The organism is Chryseobacterium indologenes (assembly GCA_016025055.1).
GTDB classification, from domain to species: Bacteria; Bacteroidota; Bacteroidia; order Flavobacteriales; family Weeksellaceae; genus Chryseobacterium; species Chryseobacterium indologenes.
In genome coordinates this window covers 1315397-1336856 of the sequence record CP065590.1, presented here as the reverse complement: position 1 = coordinate 1336856, position 21460 = coordinate 1315397, and the positions used below count along the sequence as shown (strand labels likewise).

Annotated in this window: 17 protein-coding genes and 3 pseudogenes; 12 read left to right on the top strand and 8 right to left on the bottom strand. The window is 38.0% G+C overall.

Annotated elements, in window-relative coordinates:
• Positions 1–4: 4 nt before the first annotated feature.
• From trpS to H3Z85_05900, 7 genes are all read right to left on the bottom strand, one after another.
• Positions 5–973, bottom strand: coding sequence for a tryptophan--tRNA ligase (trpS, locus tag H3Z85_05930; protein QPQ52937.1), 969 nt, complete (start codon positions 971–973; stop codon positions 5–7).
• A gap of 259 nt (positions 974–1232) precedes the next feature.
• Positions 1233–1877 carry a YdcF family protein gene (locus H3Z85_05925; protein ID QPQ52936.1) on the bottom strand — a complete coding sequence of 215 codons (645 nt, stop codon included), beginning with the start codon at positions 1875–1877 and terminating at the stop codon, positions 1233–1235.
• Positions 1878–1889: 12 nt separating this feature from the next.
• Positions 1890–2531: a lipoprotein signal peptidase gene (locus H3Z85_05920; protein ID QPQ52935.1), complete on the bottom strand. Its 642-nt coding sequence runs from the start codon at positions 2529–2531 to the stop codon at positions 1890–1892.
• A complete protein-coding gene (locus tag H3Z85_05915) occupies positions 2531–2725 on the bottom strand; it encodes a hypothetical protein (GenBank protein QPQ52934.1) in 195 nt (64 codons plus the stop codon). Before H3Z85_05915 ends, H3Z85_05920 begins: the two co-directional genes overlap by 1 nt.
• Before the next feature lie 17 nt (positions 2726–2742).
• A complete protein-coding gene (locus tag H3Z85_05910; protein QPQ52933.1) occupies positions 2743–2988 on the bottom strand; it encodes a rhomboid family protein in 246 nt (81 codons plus the stop codon).
• Between the two features lie 79 nt (positions 2989–3067).
• Positions 3068–3448: a TraR/DksA family transcriptional regulator gene (locus tag H3Z85_05905; GenBank protein ID QPQ52932.1), complete on the bottom strand. Its 381-nt coding sequence runs from the start codon at positions 3446–3448 to the stop codon at positions 3068–3070.
• Positions 3449–3507: 59 nt separating this feature from the next.
• Complete coding sequence (locus H3Z85_05900; protein ID QPQ52931.1) at positions 3508–6903, bottom strand: isoleucine--tRNA ligase; 3396 nt, start codon at positions 6901–6903, stop codon at positions 3508–3510.
• Positions 6904–7219: 316 nt separating this feature from the next.
• Here H3Z85_05900 and H3Z85_05895 point away from each other — a divergent pair.
• From H3Z85_05895 to H3Z85_05880, 4 genes and pseudogenes are all read left to right on the top strand, one after another.
• Positions 7220–8904: pseudogene (locus H3Z85_05895) on the top strand (M23 family metallopeptidase).
• Positions 8811–10271, top strand: a complete 1461-nt coding sequence (locus H3Z85_05890) for an AMP-binding protein (GenBank protein ID QPQ52930.1) — start codon at positions 8811–8813, stop codon at positions 10269–10271. Before H3Z85_05895 ends, H3Z85_05890 begins: the two are co-directional and overlap by 94 nt.
• 14 nt (positions 10272–10285) lie before the next feature.
• Complete coding sequence (locus tag H3Z85_05885) at positions 10286–10885, top strand: hypothetical protein (protein ID QPQ52929.1); 600 nt, start codon at positions 10286–10288, stop codon at positions 10883–10885.
• 33 nt (positions 10886–10918) lie between these two features.
• Positions 10919–11521 (top strand): hypothetical protein, encoded by a 603-nt coding sequence (locus H3Z85_05880; protein ID QPQ52928.1) that lies wholly within the window; start codon positions 10919–10921, stop codon positions 11519–11521.
• A gap of 31 nt (positions 11522–11552) precedes the next feature.
• Here the strand turns inward: H3Z85_05880 and H3Z85_05875 are convergent, their stop codons facing one another.
• A complete protein-coding gene (locus H3Z85_05875; GenBank protein QPQ52927.1) occupies positions 11553–12806 on the bottom strand; it encodes a tryptophan 7-halogenase in 1254 nt (417 codons plus the stop codon).
• Positions 12807–12904: 98 nt separating this feature from the next.
• Between H3Z85_05875 and H3Z85_05870 the strand changes: the two genes are divergently transcribed.
• The 8 genes and pseudogenes from H3Z85_05870 to H3Z85_05835 all read left to right on the top strand — a co-directional run bounded on the left by H3Z85_05870 (position 12905) and on the right by H3Z85_05835 (position 21452).
• Positions 12905–14425, top strand: a complete 1521-nt coding sequence (locus H3Z85_05870; GenBank protein ID QPQ52926.1) for an aromatic amino acid lyase — start codon at positions 12905–12907, stop codon at positions 14423–14425.
• Between the two features lie 83 nt (positions 14426–14508).
• On the top strand, positions 14509–15240 hold the full coding sequence (gene fabG / locus H3Z85_05865; protein QPQ52925.1) for a 3-oxoacyl-ACP reductase FabG: 732 nt from the start codon (positions 14509–14511) through the stop codon (positions 15238–15240).
• Positions 15241–15242: 2 nt separating this feature from the next.
• A complete protein-coding gene (locus H3Z85_05860; protein ID QPQ52924.1) occupies positions 15243–16463 on the top strand; it encodes a beta-ketoacyl-[acyl-carrier-protein] synthase family protein in 1221 nt (406 codons plus the stop codon).
• A gap of 4 nt (positions 16464–16467) precedes the next feature.
• A pseudogene (locus H3Z85_05855) lies at positions 16468–16723 on the top strand (acyl carrier protein).
• 111 nt (positions 16724–16834) lie between these two features.
• Positions 16835–17720, top strand: a pseudogene (locus H3Z85_05850) (lipid A biosynthesis acyltransferase).
• A gap of 154 nt (positions 17721–17874) precedes the next feature.
• Positions 17875–19392 (top strand): NAD(P)/FAD-dependent oxidoreductase, encoded by a 1518-nt coding sequence (locus H3Z85_05845; protein ID QPQ52923.1) that lies wholly within the window; start codon positions 17875–17877, stop codon positions 19390–19392.
• A gap of 36 nt (positions 19393–19428) precedes the next feature.
• Complete coding sequence (locus H3Z85_05840) at positions 19429–21090, top strand: acyl-CoA--6-aminopenicillanic acid acyl-transferase (GenBank protein QPQ53843.1); 1662 nt, start codon at positions 19429–19431, stop codon at positions 21088–21090.
• The gene (locus H3Z85_05835) at positions 21087–21452 is read left to right on the top strand and encodes a hypothetical protein (protein ID QPQ52922.1); all 366 of its coding nucleotides are present in this window, start codon (positions 21087–21089) and stop codon (positions 21450–21452) included. The genes H3Z85_05840 and H3Z85_05835 overlap by 4 nt, the downstream gene beginning before the upstream one ends.
• Positions 21453–21460: the final 8 nt, after the last annotated feature.

Here is a 21460-nt window from a genome sequence, read left to right as displayed (position 1 = left end):
AGAATTAAAATCCTAAGCTTGTTCTTACTCTTTTGAGAGTTTCCATTGCAATTGGTCTTGTTTTTTCTGCTCCCTGCTGCAATTTTGCTTCCAGCTCGTCCAGGTGTGTCATGTAATAGGAGAATATTTCTCTTTCTTTGGCAAAACGAACCAGGATCAAATCCAATAGTTCTTTTTTAGCATGTCCGTATCCGAAGTTTCCGGCAAGGTATTTTGCTCTCAGCTCCTCCGTTTGTTCAGGTGTTGCAATCAGCTCATAGATCTGGAAGGTCTTATCCGTTTCAGGATCTTTAGGCTCTTCCAAAGACTTGGAGTCTGATTCAATACTCATTACCTGCTTTTTTAATTCCTTTTCAGGTAAGAAAATATTGATGATATTTCCCATAGACTTAGACATTTTACGCCCGTCTGTTCCCGGTACATATTTTGTGTCCTGTTGAAGCTCTGCCTGTGGTAATACCAGCACTTCTCCCATTTGGTTATTAAATCTGGAAGCTACATCTCTTGCAATTTCCAGATGCTGAAGCTGATCTTTTCCTACAGGAACAATTTCCGCATCGTATAATAAAATATCCGCAGCCATCAGAATAGGATAAGTAAACAGACCGGCATTCACATCCTGAAGGCGGTCAGCTTTATCCTTAAATGAATGAGCCAATGTTAATCTTTGATAAGGGAAAAAACATGATAAATGCCAAGATAGTTCACAGGTTTCAGCGATATCACTTTGTCTGTAGAAGAATGTTTTTTCAGTATCTAGTCCACAAGCAAGCCAAGCCGCAGCAATCTCGTAGGTATTTTGTCTTAATGTCTGCGCATCTTTGATCTGCGTCAGCGTATGAAGATTCGCAATAAATAAAAATGATTCATTTCCTTCCTGCTTGGAAAGTTCGATCGCAGGAATGATTGCCCCAAGCAAATTTCCAAGATGGGGTGTTCCGGTGGCTTGAATGCCGGTAAGAATTCTTGACATTTGTTTAAAATTTATATTTAAAATTAATGAATTGCAAATTTACGAGGTTTGCGGGGAATAACGAAAGATAAAAGATAAAAGATAAAAGATAAAAGATAAAAGATGTTGCTATTAAAAATCAATAGGGGTGGCTTTAGTCCGGCCAGCTTAAAATTCAGCATCCATCCATTGGCTTCAGCCAAAATCAATCTATCCAAAATAATCAATTTATCTTTCCACAATCATCTGTGAAGATCCTTGCAATCCGTGGTAAAACGAATTAAGAAATAACAATTTTCTCACCTCCGAATTTCGGTTCCACTCCAAAAAGAAGATCCCAATACACTTTGGCTTTAGCAAGATATTCTCTCAGATTTGTTTTTAAGCCCGCATATTTATTCACATCCGCTGCATTATAACCGAAGGCTTCCATTCCATTTTTTCTGGCCAGAAAAACGGCTCTTTCATTGTGGAATTTCTGAGAAATAATCACCAGTCTGGTCTGGCTGAAAATGTCCTTAGCCCTCACCACAGAATCCAATGTTCTGAATCCTGCATGGTCTAAAATAATATGATCCCTTGGAACTCCTGCCTGAACGAGAGCAACCTGCATATCTTCAGGTTCATTATAATCCTTTGTACTATTATCACCACTTACAATAATATACTTTATTTTTCCGCTTTTATACAACTCTGTCGCTGCTTTTATCCTGTTGTAGAAATAGGTATTAGGCATTCCGTTGCTTAAGGTTTTTCCGGTGCCGAGCAACAATGCTGTTTTGGTTTCCGGCACATCCGTTATATTGTAAAAAACAAAAGCCTCACTGTCTTTTTTGATGCTGTAATTTGCCCAGGCAATAAAAATAATTCCTGCAACGAATAGAAGCAGGAAAAATGTAAGAATATTGTTGATGATTTTTTTCATTCGAAAAATAAGTCATTTAAAATTCAAGACCGTTCGGGAAAGCTTTTTTCTGAAGATCAGCAGGAAGGCTGCTCCTACAGTAATTGCCGAATCGGCAACATTGAAAATATATTTGAAAAATTCAATATGTTTTCCTCCGATTACGGGCCAGCTTTCAGGAACATACCAGTCTACCAGCGGGAAGTGGAGCATATCTACTACACATCCTTTCATAAAGGTAGAATAACCATGGCCAAAAGGAACCATCTTGGAAATTCCTCCATAGCCAATCCATCGGTCGATACTCGGATCATAAACAGTTCCGCTGTCGAAGATCATCCCATAGAACATTCCGTCGATAAGATTTCCGATAGCTCCGGCAAAAATAATAGACATGGGAATAAGAAGATAGTTGGAGGCTCCTTCTTTTAACCACTTTTTGAACATATAAATCATTCCTCCGATTAGGAAAACCCTTAAAATTACCAGAAAATATTTCCCGATGATTCCTCCGAAATGGAAACCGTAAGCCATTCCCGGGTTTTCTACAAAAGTCAGTTTGAATCCAGGAAAAACAGAGATACTGTCATCGAGGTTGAAATGTGTTTTAATATAAATTTTTGAAGCCTGATCAATTAACAACACTAAAAATGTTATCGCTAATATCTTTTTCATTATTCTCCTTTAGGTTTTGAAGGTTTTGCTCCCGGCTTTGCAGTTTTATGATCACTCGCTTTCTTAATCACCTTTTGTCCGTTGAATGAACTTTTGATATGAGCTTTTTCAAACTTAATGTTCATTTCTTTCAAAACACTTTTCAGGGCGCTAAGCTCCATAGAATTTTTTGGATGTACTATGATTGATTCCATTTCTTATATTTAATTTTTTACATTTTGGACAATTCGTCAAGTCTTTTTCTGTCGGTTGTCGAGAGATCATTGATGCCGTTTTTGCCCATCTTACCCAAAAGTCTGTCAATTTCTTTTTCCCGCTCACGTTTGGCGGAATTAAATCGGTCATCAATCGTATAATTTTTTTGTTTATCAGCAAAGAATCGGTTTTTGATCCATTCCCTGTTGAAAAACAATAAAATTACAGCGACGATCCCTATTAAAATGACTACTTCGCTCATGAGTATACATTAAAAATTAGGTTTATAAAGTATCCTTTGAATACGATATAAACCCAATATTATTTTACAAACCTTACGGTTATTTTTGCATATTTTTCGCTTCGATGCTTAGCGTCGCGTGAGGAACGGCTAAAAGTCTTTCCTTAGGAATTAATTTCCCTGTTACTCGGCAAACACCGTACGTTTTATTTTCGATTCTGATTAATGCATTCTTAAGATCACGCACGAATTTTTCCTGTCTTCCTGCTAAAATAGAATTCTGCTCTTTGCTTAGTGTTTCAGCACCCTCCTCAAAGGCTTTGAATGTAGGTGAAGTATCATCTGTACCATTGTTCTGGTCATTAATGAAACTTTCTCTGATCAGCTGAAGATCTTTTTCTGCTTTTTCTATTTTGTCTTTTATGATCGCTTTAAATTCCTGTAAATCAGCATCGCTGTATCTAACTCTTTCGTCTGACATATTCTTTTCTCTTTTTTAATAAAATTATGAAATGGAATTTGAAATACAATAACTACATGTTAATTTTTTTCGACATTTATCTTAAAATTAACCTCATCTATTTCGATTTCGTTAAAATTTGAAAGTGAAGATACAATTTCTATTTTACTTGACAAGACCTCTGAAGAAATATATTCCTCATTTTTCTTAATATCTTCAAGGAATGGAGAAGTTTCCTCAATCGAGATATTAATTCTGTCTGTCAGGTCAAAGTCTTTATCTTTTCGCAGGTTTTGAATTCTGTTGATAAATTCTCTTGCGATACCTTCAGATTTTAATTCATCTGTTAACGTCAAATCTAATGCCACAGTTGTTTTTCCGTCAGAAGTTACTGTCCATCCCGGGATATCTTTTGTCGAAATTTCCACATCATCCGGTGTAATTTCATATCCTTGGATATCAAGTTTTCCTTCTTTTTCAAGAGCGGCAATTTGTTCTGTCGTAAGATTGCTGATTTCGGCACCTACCACCTTCATATCTTTTCCTAATTTAGGACCAAGAGCTTTGAAGTTAGGTTTTATCTGTTTTACAATTAAATGGGAAGCTTCTTCCGCATTGATCAACTGCAGTTCTTTTACGTTGACTTCCTGTTTGATCAGGTCGGCTACAGCAAGAATCTGCTGTTCCGTTTTAGAATCCAATACAGGAACCAATACTTTTTGTAAAGGCTGACGCACTTTTACGTTCTCTTTCTTTCTAAGAGAGAACACCATACTGGTAATGTTTTGGGCCAAATGCGTTTTTTCAACCAGATCCTGATCGATTAAACTTTCATCAGCTACCGGGAAGTCTGTTAAATGTACAGATTCACAATTCTCTTTTCCGGTTACTTTATTTAAATCCTGATACAATTGATCCATAAAGAACGGGGCAATAGGAGCTGATAACTTGGCTACCACTTCAAGACAAGTATATAAAGTCTGGTAAGCAGAGATCTTATCATCTGAATAGTCTCCTTTCCAGAAACGTCTTCTGCACAATCTTACATACCAGTTACTCAAATTATCATTTACAAATGTGCTGATCGCCCTTGCTACTCTTGTTGGTTCGTAATCCTCGTAGAATGCTTTTACTTCTTTGATCAGAAGGTTCAGCTCAGAAAGGATCCATCTGTCAATCTCCGGACGGTTTTCCACTTCTTTCTCTGAGTAATTAAATCCATCCACGTTTGCATATAACGCGAAGAATGAATAGGTGTTGTACAATGTTCCGAAGAACTTTCTTCTTACTTCATCAATACCTTCGATATCAAACTTCAGGTTTTCCCAAGGATTTGCATTGGAGATCATGTACCAGCGTGTGGCATCCGGTCCGTATACTGAAAGTGTTTCAAACGGATCCACGGCATTTCCTAAACGTTTTGACATTTTCTGCCCGTTTTTATCCAGAACAAGACCGTTACTCATAACATTTTTATAAGCTACTGAATCAAAAACAGCTGTTCCGATGGCATGCAGCGTATAGAACCATCCACGGGTCTGATCAACACCTTCTGCGATGAAATCAGCCGGGAATGCTTTATGGTTGTCAATTAATTCTTTATTTTCAAAAGGATAGTGCAGCTGAGCATACGGCATAGAGCCTGAGTCAAACCAAACGTCGATCAGGTCGCTTTCGCGCTTCATTGCTCTTCCCGAATCAGAAACTAAAATTACTTTGTCTACTACATTTTTGTGAAGATCAACCAGTTCATAGTTCGATTCAGACATATTTCCGATTTCGAAACCTTTGAATGGGTTTTCAGTCATCAATCCTGCTGCAACAGACTTTTCGATCTCGTTGTACAGTTCTTCAACAGAACCAATGATCTTTTCTTCTTTTAAGTCGTCAGTTCTCCAGATCGGTAACGGAATTCCCCAATACCTCGAACGGGACAAGTTCCAGTCGTTCACATTCTCCAGCCAGTTGGCAAAACGTCCTTCTCCGGTGGCTTTAGGCTTCCAGTTGATTTCTTTGTTTAAATTAACCAGTCTGTCTTTTACGGCAGTCATTTTCACAAACCATGAGTCCAGCGGATAATAGAGTACCGGTTTGTCAGTTCTCCAGCAGTGTGGATACGAGTGGACATATTTTTCTACTTTGAAGGCTTTATTCTCTGTTTTCAATAAGATCGCAAGCTCTACATCCCATGATTTCTCAGGAGCAGTTCCTTCATCGTAATATTCGTTTTTGATATACTTTCCTGAAAATACTTCAGGAACATTTTCTCCTTTGATGAACCTCCCTTGTAAATCTACCAGTGGAACGAGATTGTCATTTTCATCTTTTACCAACATGGGCGGGATCTCAGGCTGAGCCATTTTTGCTACTCTTGCATCATCAGCACCAAAAGTAGGAGCGGTATGTACGATACCTGTACCATCTTCTGTTGTTACGAAATCACCCAGGATCACTCTGAATGCATTTTCAGGATTGTCATTCGGTGTAAACCATGGAACCAGTTGCTCATATCTTGTATCAACAAGCTGCTCTCCGGTGAACTCTTTTAAAACCTTAAATGGAATCACCTTAGCCTCTGGAGTATAATTTGCAAAATCCTCATCCGTTCCTTCTGTATATTTCTTACCGAAAACCTTAGGTAAAAGAACTCTGGATAAAACGACAGTTACCGGTTCAAAAGTGTATTGATTGAAAGTTTTAACCAAAACATATTCAATATCTCTTCCTACGGTAAGAGCCGTATTGGATGGTAACGTCCATGGAGTGGTCGTCCACGCCAGGATATGCACATCTCCGTCAACATCACTGAATAATACTGACGAATCCTTCTTTACCTTAAATTGGGCAACAACGGTAGTATCCGAAACATCACGGTACGTTCCCGGCTGGTTCAGTTCGTGTGAAGAAAGACCTGTCCCTGCTTTCGGAGAATAAGGCTGGATCGTGTATCCTTTGTACAACAAGCTTTTGTCATACAATTGCTTTAACAGCCACCAAACCGTTTCCATATATTTTGACTTGTAGGTAATATACGGGTCATTAAGGTCTACCCAATATCCGATTTTCTCGGTAAGGTTATTCCAAACGTCGGTATAACGCATTACTGCTTCACGACAAGCTTTGTTGTAATCTTCAATCGAGATTTTTTTACCAATATCTTCTTTAGTGATTCCTAATTCTTTCTCCACACCCAGCTCTACAGGAAGACCATGCGTATCCCAGCCTGCCTTACGGAAAACCTGCTTCCCGTTCTGCGTCTGGTAACGGCAGAAAATATCTTTCAATGCTCTTGCCATTACGTGGTGAATTCCAGGCATACCGTTCGCTGAAGGCGGACCTTCGTAAAATACAAACTCAGGATTACCCTCGCGAATCTCAACACTCTTGCTGAAAGTTTTATTCAGTTTCCAAAATTCCGCTACATTCTCGGCTATGTCAATAAGGTTGAGGTTTTTATATTCTTTAAATTGGCTCATTGTAAATATCTCAATATTTCGTTGATTAATAAGTTTGCAAATTTAGTGAATTTTGTCGGTTTATAATATATGTTTTATTTCGATATCTTCTATTAAAAACTTCAATTTCAGAAATATAAATACTGGAAGCGCATAAGAGCGAATCTGACATCATTGGTAATTGGAATTTTCGCAAAATTTTGAACGGACTTTCTAATGGAATCTTCTATGAAAAAGCTGATAAAAATTAATATCAAAAAATATCGGTAAGATTAAAATAGCACGATCATTGCTTGAAATTTTGTATATTCAAATGAACCTAATCCCAAATGATGTTATGAAAATATTTTATAAACTGATGCTTATTGTTTGTTTAATCAATGGTATCATATCCCAGGCCCAAAACTATCCACAGAATTATTTCCGGAATCCGTTGAATATTCCCATGCAATTGGCCGCCAATTTTGGGGCTATCCGTTCCAATCATTTTCATATGGGGCTGGACTTAAGAACCAACAGCCAAGAAAACCTCTCGGTTCTTGCAGCAGCAGACGGATATGTAAGCAGAATAAAAGTAGAGCGGTATGGCTTTGGAAATGCCGTATACATAACCCATCCGAATGGCTACACCACAGTATATGCTCACCTGAATAAGTATTTTGATGCGCTTGATGCCTATGTAAAAGAAAGACAATATAAAGAGGAAAAATGGGAGCAGGATATTAGTTTTCAGCCGGGACAGTTTCCTGTAACCAAAGGTCAATTGATAGCCTTAAGCGGAAATACAGGAGGGTCGGCAGGACCTCATCTGCATTTTGAGATACGTGATACCAAAACAGAAGAGTGCCTTAATCCACTTCTTTTTGGTTTTACAATTCCTGATAGTGTAGCACCCATCATCAGTGGATTGTACTGGTATGACAGACGTTTTAGTACCTATGAACCGGGAGCAAATGGTGTATCAGTAAAAAGAGTGGAAACATATACACGGCCGATGTGGTAAGAGTAAACTCTCCGGTTGTAAGCTTTGCGATAAAAGCCGTGGATAAAGCCAATCAAGGGTTCAATCTGGGGATTTATCATGCAGAATTACTGATGGATGGTAAATTGATCTATAGTTTTTCTATAGATAAAGTGAGCTATGATGATACCCGTTATGAGAATGGCTCTATAGATTATACCAAATTTGCAAGGGATAAGATGAGCGTTCAGCATTTATCCGTTTTACCGGGAATGAAATTACAGAATTATAGCGTTCCGGGTTTATCAGGAATCATCAATCTGCAGGATAATGAAGTTCACAATATTGAAATTATTTTAAAAGATATCAAAGGAAATATCAGCAGGTTGGCAACGAAAGTTCAGCTTGATGGCATCGGAAATAAAATTAATCCTTCAGGTACCGTTTTAAATCCCAATGAGGCAAAGACTATCAACACTCAAAATGCTGATGTCAGTTTCAGTAAATATGCAGTTTACGATGCTGTTAATTTTACTGCAAATGAAAAGCCGGATGCAGATTCCGATGTGATTTCCAATATCATTAGTCTTCACAGTACGTATGTGCCGGTGCACGACAATTATACCATAAAAATAAAACCGAACAGGCCGCTGAATAAGGAAGAAAAAGATAAGGTGGTTCTTTTGTTTGACTATAGCAGTGATAAAGATGCCGTGAAAGGAAAATGGAACGGGGATAAAGTTGAAGGACAATTTAACAGACTGGGAACAGTAAAACTTGTGCTGGATAAAACTTTGCCATCCGTTTTTCCGGGATGGAAAGAAGGTGGGCTTATCAATAGCGGTTCTTTGCGTTTGAAAGGAAGCACAAAAATAGGCGATATTGTATTCTTCCGTGCTGAGATGGATGGAAAATGGCTCAGGTTTGCCCGGGTTAAAAACGATTTTGTATATGTTTTTGATGAAAAATGCCCGAAAGGTTCAGGATCCCATACTTTGAAAGTTACCACAATCAACACAGCAGGCAATACCAATACCCAGACTTTTACATTTCAGAGATAGGGGAATTGTCTTTAAATGCTTTAATCCTTCAATCTTTTAATTTAATTAAATACATTTGCTCAAAATTAAAATCATTGGAATTTCATCCGTCAATCGAAAAATCTAGCATTCAGGAGATCACAAAGTTTCAGGAAGAGAAGCTTAGGGAACTTTTGACTTATCTTGAAAATCATTCGCCGTTCTATCAAAAACTGTTTCGGGAACATCATATTGACATCAGGGACATCAGTACTTTGGAAGACCTGCAGAAAATCCCTACAACAACAAAAAATGATCTGCAGCAGAATAATCATGATTTTTTCTGTATCAGTCCGGATAAAATTGTTGATTACAGTACTACGTCAGGAACCTTAGGCGATCCCGTGACTTTCGGATTGTCTGATAATGACCTTGAAAGACTGGCTTACAACGAGGCGATATCTTTCGCCTGCGCAGGGATTCAGAAAGGAGATGTCGTACAGATGATCACAACCATTGACAAACGGTTTATGGCCGGGCTGGCCTATTTCCTGGGACTAAGGAAAATGGGAGCCAGTGTAGTGAGAATGGGCCCTGGAATACCTGAGCTTCAATGGGATTCTATTTTCAGATACCAGCCTAAATATCTGATTACCGTTCCTTCATTCTTACTGAAAATGATTGACTATGCGGAAAAGAATGGTCTGGATTATAAAAACTCCAGTGTTTATGGGGCGGTATGTATCGGAGAAAGCATCAAAAACCAGGATTTTACAGATAATATCCTTTCCCGGAAAATTAAGGAAAAGTGGAATATTAAACTTTTTTCAACCTATGCTTCTACGGAAATGAGTACTGCTTTTACCGAATGTAAGTATCAGATTGGCGGGCATCATCATCCGGAGCTGATCATTACAGAAATTCTTGATGATCTGGGAACCCCCGTGAAAGAAGGTGAAAGCGGGGAGCTTACCATTACTACCCTTGGCGTTGAGGCAATTCCTTTATTAAGGTTCAAAACAGGTGACATTGTAAAGGCGCATTATGAGCCGTGTCAATGTGGAAGAAATACGATGAGATTGGGCCCGGTCATTGGGAGAATGCAGCAAATGATCAAGTATAAAGGCACCACATTGTATCCGCCTGCGCTCAATGATATTTTGAATGATTTTAATACTATTTTATGCTATCAGATCGTTATTCAGGCAAGTGAAATTGGACTTGATGAAATTATAATCAAAATAAGCACCGAAGATATCAGTGAGAATTTTGTCAATGATGTTAGAGATCATTTCAGGGCAAAGCTCAGGGTGAGCCCGAAAATAGAGATCATTGATTTTGATATTCTTTCTAAAGTAGTGTTTAATCCCAACAGCAGAAAGCCTGTTACATTCATTGATTTAAGATAAAAACAAAAACAACGATGAAAAAAATACTGTTAGTGATTCTTTTCGCTTTCTCATCTTTTCTGATGGCTCAAAGAGTGAAAGTTATTTCCGGAAACTACGACTTTTTAAAAGATCAGAAGTTCATAAAAGTAGTTTTTAAATATGGAGGACTAACCTTTACCAGGAAAAAAATTTCCGAACAAGAATATATCACGCAGAGAATGGCTGAGATAGAAAAGGGAAGCAGTAAAGAGAATGCTGAAAAATGGAAGCAGGATTGGGAATATTCAAAAAGTAAAACTTTTCAGGATAAATTTCTGGCTTCGTGGAATAAAAACACTGATATTGAAGCCTCTACCAATTTTGAAATAACCAAATATACTTTAATTGTTGAACCTACCTGGATATCTCAGGGTGCTTTTATCGGGTTGGGAAATATTCCGGCACAAATGAATTCTAAAATTTCCTTCGTAGAAACCAATAATCCTGATCATGTTGTGATGGTCGTTGAAGGAATAAAGGCTACTGGAGATAATGTCATCGGAATTCCCAACAACAATGACCGTATCGCCGAGTGTTTTGCAAAAACCTCAAAGATGCTCGCTTTAAAAGTAGATTATTATACCAGAAAATAAAAAATTAATAACCTTTAACCTTTTAAATTAAATATGAAAAAACTCTTATTGCTATTACTGATGGCGATTGTAAATTTTTCCTTTGCCCAAAGTAAACTGAATTATGAATTTGGAAATTTCGATTTACTTAGAGATCAAACTGAAGTAAATGTTCAGTTCAAATTTGAAAACCCAGCTTTTCAAGTTGAGAATTACACCGAAGCGCAGTATCTGGAGAGGAGAAAAGCAGAGACGTTGACCAAAAAAGATGAAGTAGCCTGGCAAAAATGGATAGGAGAGTGGAACCGGTACAGAGAATCTGTTTTTTTTAATAAATTTATTGATGGATTAAATGCTAAAACTAAGAAAATCAGATTCGGAAAAGATCTAAAAACAAAATACACATTAGTTGTTGAAACAAAATGGATTTATGCCGGTTGGGCCGGTGGAATGATGGTACAACCAGCCAAACTATCCACCGTGATAACCTTTGTTGATCATGAAAATCCATCTCAGGCAGTCACCAAAATTCAAACCGATAAAATTGAAGGAATAGGAGTTAAAGGAGATTATATCATGGAATATGGCAGAATAGCTGCAGCTTATGAAAAAACAGGCAGGCAGCTGACAAAAGAAATTAATAAAATGATAAAATAAAACAAAAACGGTCTGAATTTCAGACCGTTTTTTATGATTGATTATGCTCTTGCTTTTCTGATTTGATGAGGTTTGCGAGGTTTTTAATAACCGTGTCATGCTTCTTTACAAAAGGATTGTCTTTGTTCCAGACATATCCCGCCAGTACGGCACAGATCTTTTTCTTGACATCGGGATTTTCCGGTTGATGGAAGAACAGCTCCTGGAGATTTCCGGTGTACCATTCTTTCACATACGTAGTGAAAACATCTACACCATATAAAATATAATCTGCATATTCCGTCTGCCAGTTTATCTTTTCGCCGTTTAATTGTCTGAGGGCCAGTTTCGCAGCCTGCATTCCTGATTCTGTGGCAAAAGCCATTCCCGAAGAGAAAACAGGGTCAAGGAACTCAGAGGCATTACCCGTTAAGGCAAAACCTTCTCCGAAAAGACTTTTGACAGAACATGAATAATCTTTTAAATGCCTTGGTTCAAAAAGGAAATCTATGTCTCCAAATCGTTTTACATAATAGTCGGAAAGAGAGATCGCTTTTCTTAACGCTTCGGCAGCATCTCCGTTGTCAGATAGTTTTTCAATATAATCGGTAGGTCCTACAATTCCTACGCTTGTATTTCCATTGGAAAAAGGAATAACCCAAAGCCATACTTCAGTTTCAATAATGTCAAAAGAAATTAGAGTTCCTTCTTCCCCTTCTTCCCGGTTGATATCTTTCACATGAGAGAAAATTGCCGAGTGAGGAGAAAGCTTTGACGGCTTTTCAAGATCTAATAATCGTGGTAAAACCCTTCCATATCCGCTGGAGTCAATTACAAACCTGGCATGAATCTCTTTGGTTTCTCCGTTATTATTTCTTACTGTAGTTATAGAATCTGTTCCGTTAAACTTAATATCTATAACTTCTGTTTCAAATTCAAGATCGATACCCTTATTAATAACCTCCTGAGCCAGGGTATTATCAAAATCAGCTCTCGGAACCTGCCAGGTCCAGTCCCAGCCTTCACCAAATTTATTACTGAAATCAAAAATGCAGACTTCATCCCCTCGAAGGAAACGTGCACCAAGCTTTTTTTCAAAACCCATTTTGTCTAATGCAGGAAAAAGCCCCGCCTCATCAAAGTGGTCCATGACCCTTGGAATTAAGCTTTCCCCTACTACCAGTCTTGGAAATTTTGTTTTTTCAACAACTTTTACGTTGACGCCGTTCTTCTTTAAGTAGGAAGAAGACACGCATCCGGAGGGCCCGGCTCCGATTACAAGAACGTCAACAGATTCTTTGCTCATCTTTGATTTTTTATTTTAATAATAACTTTTATCTTTGCCGCAAAATTAGTGACAATTAATTAATATTTTACAAAATTATCAACTATTACTTTTAATTGATGAAAATAAATAACTTTTTAGAACTGAAAGATTTTCAAAAAATAATCATTGAAAATGAAAAAATAGAACTGGATGAATCCCTTTTATCAAAAGTAGATAGGAGCTATCAGTTTCTAAAGGAATTTTCAAAAAATAAAGTAATATATGGTGTGAACACAGGTTTCGGACCAATGGCCCAGTTTAAAATCAGTGATGAAGACACTCTTCAGCTTCAGTATAACCTGATAAGAAGCCATTCGTCGGGAATCGGAATACCTTTACCGGCAGAAGAAGTTAAAGCCTGTATGCTCGCAAGGTTGAATACCCTGTCATTGGGGAATTCCGGAGTACATCAGTCGGTTATTTATCTTCTTCAGGAATTGATTAACAGAGATATTACCCCGCTTATCTTTGAACATGGAGGAGTCGGTGCAAGTGGTGACCTTGTTCAGCTGGCTCACCTGGCATTGGTATTAATTGGGGAAGGAGAAGTTTTCTACAAAGGTGAAAGAAAATCTACTCAGGAGGTTTTTAAGATAGAGAGTCTGGAACCTATACAGGTAGAAATCCGCGAAGGACTTGCTCTGATGAACGGAACTTCCGTGATGTCCGGAATCGGTATTGTAAATGCTTACAAAGCTAATTTATTAACAGATATATCCATTAAGCTTTCTTGTGCAATCAATGAGATTGTTCAGGCCTATGATGACCATTTATCAGAAGCGTTAAACGGAACCAAAAGACATTACGGTCAGCAGAAGATTGCAGAAAGAATGCGTGCCCACCTGGCTGACAGTAAGCTGATCAGAAAAAGAGCTGATCATTTGTATACCCACTTTGAGGAACAGGAGAAAGTTTTTAAAGAAAAAGTTCAGGAATATTATTCATTACGATGTGTCCCACAGATTTTAGGACCCGTGCTGGATACCCTGGAATACACGGAGAAGGTATTGGAGAATGAAATTAATTCTGCCAATGACAATCCGATTATCAATGTTGAAGATCAGCATGTTTACCACGGAGGAAACTTTCACGGGGATTACATTTCTCTGGAAATGGATAAGCTTAAAATCGTGGTGACCAAGCTGACAATGCTCGCAGAAAGACAGCTGAACTACCTGTTGAATGCTAAAATCAATGAAATCTTGCCTCCTTTTGTAAATTTAGGTAAATTAGGTTTCAATTTCGGGATGCAGGGTGTACAGTTTACGGCAACTTCCACTACGGCAGAAAGCCAGATGTTGTCGAATCCTATGTATGTTCACAGTATTCCGAATAATAATGACAATCAGGATATCGTTAGTATGGGTACCAATGCTGCAGTGATCTGTAGAAAAGTTATTGAAAATGCTTTTGAGGTATTGGCGATCGAAGCAATTACCATTATTCAGGCTATTGAATATCTTGGTTTCCAGGATAAGGTATCATCTTCCACCAAAGGATTGTATGATGATATCAGAAAGATTATTCCTGCATTTTCCGACGATATGGTGATGTACCCGTATCTGGAAGAAGTGAAGAAATATTTAAAGACCATGTAACTATTGGCTATAGTGAATTGTCTGTAAAGAATAAGGAAAACAGGCTAACTTAAAAAAACTAAAAACGAAATAAACACTAACGCATGAAATGTGCAATTGTAACAGGAGGCTCCCGCGGAATCGGAAGAGCCATCTGTATAAAACTGGCTGAAGAGAAAAACTATCATATACTGATCAACTACACTTCCAACGAAGCTGCAGCAAAAGAAACATTGGCAAAAGTAGAAGAATTGGGTGCCACAGGAGAAATTCTTAAATTTGATGTAGGAAATACAGATGAAACGCAACATATTCTGACTGACTGGCAGGAAAGAAACTCTGATGCCGTGGTAGAAGTGATCGTAAATAACGCCGGAATTACAAAAGACGGTCTGTTTATGTGGATGCAAAAGGAAGACTGGAACTCTGTAATCAATACAAGTTTAGACGGCTTTTTCAATGTGACCAACTTCTTTATTCAAAAATTACTTCGTAACAAATACGGAAGGATTATTAACATGGTTTCAGTTTCAGGAGTAAAAGGAACAGCAGGGCAGACCAATTATTCTGCTGCAAAAGGAGCGCTGGTTGGCGCTACAAAAGCTCTTGCGCAGGAAGTTGCCAAAAGAAATATTACCGTAAATGCAGTAGCTCCGGGATTCATTAAAACAGATATGACCCAGGAATTTAATGAAGATGAACTGAAGGCAATGATTCCCGCAAACAGATTTGGAGAAGCAGAAGAAGTAGCTGACCTTGTCGCATTTTTAGCCTCAAAAAAAGCCTCTTATATCACGGGAGAAGTTATAAATATTAACGGAGGAATTTATTCATAAATATGGAAAATAGGGTTGTAATTACCGGAATGGGAATTTATTCCTGCATCGGGACGTCTTTAGAAGAGGTCAGGGAATCCCTATTCCACGGAAAATCGGGTATTGTTTTAGACAAAGAAAGAAAAGAATTCGGTTTCAGATCAGGATTGACGGGCGTTGTCCCAAAACCGGACCTGAAAAACCTTCTGAACAGACGCCAGCGTGTCAGTATGGGGGAAGAAAGCGAATATGCTTATCTGGCTACTGTAGATGCATTAAAGCAGGCAAATCTTGATGAAGCTTTTTTAGAGTCCCACGAAGTAGGTATTTTATACGGAAATGACAGCGTTTCTCAAGCTGTTGTGGAATCTATCGATATTGCAAGAGAAAAAAAAGATACCACATTGATGGGATCGGGGGCAATCTTTAAATCGATGAACTCAACCGTAACGATGAACCTTTCTACTATTTTCAAACTGAAAGGGATCAATCTGACAATCAGTGCAGCCTGTGCAAGCGGCTCTCATTCTTTGGGACTGGCTTACATGATGATCAAAAACGGATTTCAGGAGATGATCATTTGTGGAGGCGCTCAGGAAACGAATAAATATTCCATGGCGAGTTTTGACGGACTGGGTGTTTTTTCAGCAAGAGAAGATGAGCCTGCCAAAGCGTCGAGACCTTTTGATGCCGGAAGAGATGGCCTTATTCCCAGCGGTGGTGCAGCTAGCCTGATTGTGGAAAGTCTGGAATCCGCCCAAAGAAGAGGCGCTCCAATTATCGCTGAAATTATCGGCTATGGATTCTCTTCAAACGGAGGTCATATTTCAACACCCAATGTTGACGGCCCTGCCCTGGCAATGGAAAGAGCTTTAAAACAGTCCGGTTTAAAAGCCTCAGATATCGATTATATCAATGCTCACGCTACCTCAACTCCCATTGGAGATGCCAATGAAGCACGGGCGATCTATGAAATCTTTGGAAATAAGGTTCCGGTAAGCTCTACAAAGTCGATGACAGGACATGAGTGCTGGATGGCAGGAGCAAGTGAAGTCATCTACTCTATTCTGATGATGCAGAACGATTTTGTAGCTCCTAATATCAATCTGGAAAACCCTGATAATGAAGCACAAAAGATAAATTTGGTCTCAAAAACAAAAAATCAAAAAATTGATGTATTTTTGTCGAATTCTTTTGGGTTTGGGGGAACCAATTCTGCACTAATAGTTAAAAAATTTGAGTAAAAACATGGAAAGGGGAAAAATTGTTGCTATCGTTAATGATTTTTTGGTAAACGAATTTGAAGTAGACGGAGACGAAATCAGCAACGAGGCAAATCTTAAAACTACATTAGGCTTAGACAGCCTTGATTATATTGATATGGTTGTCGTCATTGAATCTAATTTCGGTGTGAAATTAGGCGAAGCCGATTTCAAAAAAAATGATAACATTCGACGACTTTTATACAACGATTGAAAATAAGATTGCCGAGAAAAACGCCTAGTTGATAGGCCAATCTATATTATTAAAATATACCAATGTAATGATAGAACGGTGTGCAGGCCATACTTAGTCATATTATTACATTGGTATAGTCTTATATAAATTACACTTTATGAACAAATGGAAAGGTAAATCTAAAGGAACAGTAGCAGGATACAGAATATTCGTCTGGTGTATTAGAAATATCGGAATCAGGAGTTCATATGTTGTACTGTACTTTGTGGCTGCTTACTATTTTCTTTTTCAGAAAAAAAAGCAATCAGTACATTCTCTATTATTTTCAAAAAAGGCTCAGTTACGGATATTGGAAAGCCAGGCGTTCTATCTTTAAAAGCTACTTTACCTTTGGAAAGGTTTTGATTGATAAAACAGCTATTTCTGCAGGATTAAGAGAAAAATATACGTATGAATTTGATGGTATCGAAAATCTCCGGAACCTATTAGCAGCCAAAAAAGGCGGCGTTCTGATCAGTGCCCATATCGGGAATTTTGAGATTGCAGAACACTTCTTTGCAGATATTGATTTTGATTGCCAGATCAACCTGGTAACGACAGATCAGGAAGTAACAGCGATCAAGGAATATCTGGAGACTGTTTCGGTGAAAAAAAGCAATATTAAATTCATCTACGTTAAAGAAGATATGTCTCATATTTTTGAGATCAATCAGGCTTTATCCAACAATGAGTTGATTTGTTTCACGGGCGACCGGTATTTTGAAGGATCAAAGTATCTTGAGGCTGATCTATTGGGAAAAAGCGCTAAATTTCCGGCAGGTCCTTTCCTGATTGCTTCACGGCTTGGGGTGCCCGTAGTCTACGTGTATGTAATGAAGGAAAAGAATCTTCATTACCACTTATACGCAAGAGTAGCACAGAATATTAAAAACCGGGATTCACAAGGCCTTTTACATTCTTATGTCCGGAATCTGGAAACCATGATTAAAAAATACCCTCTTCAATGGTTTAATTATTTCGATTTTTGGGATGATATTGATTAATTTTTCTATTTTTACCCATGAAAGCTAACAGAAAAACTAAAAACCTTTAAGATGTATTGAGAATTTCAGATTGTAGAAATATTACATTCGCTGTAATAAACACAAAGATCTGAGCCACCTTCTTAATTTCTTAATTTAAAAACACATTCCTCCTTTGGTAAAAGAATATGACATACTTGTGATCGGCAGCGGATTGGGAGGTCTTGTTTCGGCTCTTGTTTTGGCGAAGGAAGGACTCAGTGTCTGTGTGCTGGAGAAGAATAACCAGTATGGAGGTAATCTTCAAACCTTTTCAAGAGATAAGCTCATTTTCGATACCGGAGTTCATTATTTGGGAGGACTATCAAAAGGGCAGAATCTCCATCGATTCTTTTCTTATCTTGAAATTATGAATGACCTGAAACTTCAGAAAATGGACGAAGATGGTTACGACAGGATTTCATTTGATGATGACCCGATAGAGTATCCCCATGCACAGGGCTATCAGAATTTTGTTGAGCAGCTGACAAAGTATTTTCCTGAAGAAAAAGAGAATCTCGAAAATTACTGTGAAGAAATTCAGTATGTCTGCAGTCAGTTTCCCAGATATAATGTGGTAGGAAATGACACTTATAACGAAGAAATCCTGCATTTGAATACCAAAAGGTTTATAGAATCTGTTACCCAGAACAAAAAGCTGCAGTCAGTTTTATTGGGCTCCAACTTTCTGTATGCCGGAGATTCTGAAAATGTTCCCTTCTATGTACATGCTTTAACGGTTAATTCATACATTCAGAGTGCCTACAAATGTGTAAAAGGCGGTAGCCAGATTTCCAAATTATTGATAAGAAAACTGCGTCAGTACGGAGTGGAAATTCATAAACATGCTGAAGTTTCAGAATTTGTTTTTAGCGAAAATAATATCCTGAAATCAGTGAAAACCACGGCTGGAAAGCAATATGCCGCAAAACAGTTTATTTCAAATATTGAGATTCGCTCTACTATTAAACTGATTGGAGAGGAGAGACTGAAAAGATCTTTTTTAAACCGTGTTTTAAGCTGGAAACCGGTATCGTCATGCTTCAGTATATATCTGGTTTTGAAACCTCAATATTTGCCGGGTTTCAATTATAATATCTATCATTATTCATCTGAAGACCTTGTCTGGAATGCATTCCGTTATCGTAAGGAAGCATGGCCGGAAACTTATATGCTCTCTTCAACACCATCCAAAGATTATCCGGGGTTTTCAGAAAGTATCACAGCAATCTCTTATATGGATTTTGATGAGGTAAAACAATGGGAAAATACCTTTAATACAGTAGCTGATGAGCATGAGAGAGGAGAGAAGTACATGATGTTTAAGCTTGAAAAGACGGAGAAGATGCTTGATGCCTTAGAAAAGAGAATTCCGAATCTGAGACATGCGATTCATAAGATCTATACCTCGTCACCATTATCTTACCGGGATTATATAGGCGGTTTTGAAGGAAATATGTACGGATACATGAAAAGTTCGGACAATCCCCTCAAAACGATGGTTTCACCCCGTACCAAAATCGATAATCTTTTTCTCACCGGGCAATCCGTCAATATGCACGGGATTTTGGGAGTAACCATCGGGGCCTTTAATACCTGTGCTGAAATTGTGGGAAAAGAAACAATTGATAACCGGCTCACCAAAGGTATTTAATACAAACTGAATGTGAAAAAAACTAATCTCCATAATCTGCCTTATAAAAGATTGTTTTTGTACTCTCTTTTTGCTTTTATCCTCATTTCATGCGGGATCTCCAAGTCTGTTCACCATATCCCTGATGTCAAACAATATCCGCTGGAAATTCCTAAGGTAACTAAGGTTAACGATACCACATTCAGTTTTAACCAAAATTTTCTGACCAAAAACAAGCAGCAGCTGTGGGAACTTTATATCCATGGAAATCCTTTGCAACTAGGATATAATAACGGAGCCTTGACTCAAGATCTCATGCAGAAGCAGGAAGGAATTTTCTTTTCAAAAGTGGAAGGTTTTGTGCCTTCAAAATTCCGACAAAAACTATTGAGAGGCTTCCTGAAATGGTATAACAGAAAAATGTATCTTAATGTCAGGGAAGATTATCAGGCCGAATTATTCGGTTTATCACAATATTCTTCAGATCAGTATAATTTTATTGCTCCAAAATACTTAAGAAACCTTTATCTGCATGGCGCTCATGATATCGGACATGCAATGCAGGATCTTGCGATGGTCGGCTGTACCTCACTGGCAGTATGGAACGAAAATACGGAAGACGGAGATCTGCTGATCGGTAGAAATTTTGATTTTTACGTAGGCGATGATTTTGCAAAAAACAAAGTGGTGGAATTTGTGGAACCCGATACGGGAATTCCCTATATGTCCGTAAGCTGGCCGGGAATGATTGGAGTGGTCTCGGGAATGAATAAAAAGGGAATTACAGTGACCATCAATGCCGGAAAATCTAAGATTCCACTCACCGCAAAAACGCCTATTTCGCTGGTAACACGAGAGATATTGCAATATGCCGGAACGATAGAAGAAGCCATAGCGATTGCCGGAAAGAGAAAGGTTTTCGTTTCAGAATCTATTCTTGTAGGAAGTGCCGCAGATAAAAATGCGGTGATCATTGAAGTTTCCCCTAAAAATTTCGGTGTATTTAAAGTACAGAATACAAGCCAGGTGATTTGTACCAACCACTTTCAGTCTGATGCCTATAAAAATGACCTGAAAAACCAGAAACATATCGAAGAAAGCCATTCAGCATACCGGTATGAAAAGCTTCAGGAGCTTTTGCAGGAAGAAAAAAAGCTTAACCCGGAAAAAATAGCTGCTATTCTAAGAAACAGGTCCGGTCTAAAGGATAAAAAAATAGGATATGGCAATGAAAAAGCTCTTAACCAGCTTCTGGCCCATCATTCGGTGATTTTCTCTCCTGAGAAGAGGTTGGTCTGGGTCTCTTCTAATCCTTATCAATTGGGAGAATTCGTATGTTACGATCTCAATGAAATTTTTTCAGATCATGGTCTTCAAAAAGATAATTTGGCAAAATCAGGTTTAAATATTGCCACAGACCCATTCGTAAACTCAGAAGAATTCAGGAATTATGAAACATACCGGCAGATAAATATAAAAGTGAGTGATGCTATCCGTGGTAGAGGAATATTGACGGATGATTTTCTAAGCCGGTATCTATCTTTAAATCCTGATTTTTGGAAAGGATATTTTCTGGCCGGGAAGTATTATTTTTACAAAAAAGAATTTTCAAAGGCAAAAACGGAATTTGAAATGGCACTTACAAAAGAAATTACCACCATTCCGGATAAGAAAAATGTCGAAAAATATTTGCATAAAACTTTAAAGAAATTAAAATGATTCCCAAGTACATAAAGATCCTGTTTGCGGTTCCGTTTGTTATCATCACTTGTTATTTGTTATACCTGTGTTCCGTATACAAGTCTGTACCTGATACAATACCTATTCACAGTTTCGGAAACAATAAAGACAGTTACGGAAGTAAGTTATTTCTCTTTCTACCTATCTTTTTAAACCTTATTATTCTCCTATTCATCTGGCGGATCATCAGAAGGCCGGATAAGATCAAATTTACATTTGAAATAAAAGAAACGGAGTACGGAAAGGTTTATCATACTACCCAACTGGCAATGGTGATTCTTGCTATTTTTGTGACAGTAATGATGGGGCCTTTATCATTTGCAGATGTTGTTTTTAAATAAGTTACTGA

Bases quoted from the DNA above. Each gene is read 5' to 3' on its own strand.
- H3Z85_05890 (QPQ52930.1), top strand. From the start codon at position 8,811: ATGCCCGAAAGGTTCAGGATCCCATACTTTGAAAGTTACCACAATCAA.
- H3Z85_05885 (QPQ52929.1), top strand. From the start codon at position 10,286: ATGAAAAAAATACTGTTAGTGATTCTTTTCGCTTTCTCATCTTTTCTG.
- H3Z85_05920 (QPQ52935.1), bottom strand. From the start codon at position 2,531: ATGAAAAAGATATTAGCGATAACATTTTTAGTGTTGTTAATTGATCAG.
- H3Z85_05835 (QPQ52922.1), top strand. From the start codon at position 21,087: ATGATTCCCAAGTACATAAAGATCCTGTTTGCGGTTCCGTTTGTTATC.
- H3Z85_05905 (QPQ52932.1), bottom strand. From the start codon at position 3,448: ATGTCAGACGAAAGAGTTAGATACAGCGATGCTGATTTACAGGAATTT.
- fabG (QPQ52925.1), top strand. From the start codon at position 14,509: ATGAAATGTGCAATTGTAACAGGAGGCTCCCGCGGAATCGGAAGAGCC.
- H3Z85_05875 (QPQ52927.1), bottom strand. From the start codon at position 12,806: ATGAGCAAAGAATCTGTTGACGTTCTTGTAATCGGAGCCGGGCCCTCC.
- H3Z85_05925 (QPQ52936.1), bottom strand. From the start codon at position 1,877: ATGAAAAAAATCATCAACAATATTCTTACATTTTTCCTGCTTCTATTC.
- H3Z85_05860 (QPQ52924.1), top strand. From the start codon at position 15,243: ATGGAAAATAGGGTTGTAATTACCGGAATGGGAATTTATTCCTGCATC.
- H3Z85_05900 (QPQ52931.1), bottom strand. From the start codon at position 6,903: ATGAGCCAATTTAAAGAATATAAAAACCTCAACCTTATTGACATAGCC.
- H3Z85_05880 (QPQ52928.1), top strand. From the start codon at position 10,919: ATGAAAAAACTCTTATTGCTATTACTGATGGCGATTGTAAATTTTTCC.
- H3Z85_05910 (QPQ52933.1), bottom strand. From the start codon at position 2,988: ATGAGCGAAGTAGTCATTTTAATAGGGATCGTCGCTGTAATTTTATTG.
- H3Z85_05870 (QPQ52926.1), top strand. From the start codon at position 12,905: ATGAAAATAAATAACTTTTTAGAACTGAAAGATTTTCAAAAAATAATC.
- trpS (QPQ52937.1), bottom strand. From the start codon at position 973: ATGTCAAGAATTCTTACCGGCATTCAAGCCACCGGAACACCCCATCTT.
- H3Z85_05915 (QPQ52934.1), bottom strand. From the start codon at position 2,725: ATGGAATCAATCATAGTACATCCAAAAAATTCTATGGAGCTTAGCGCC.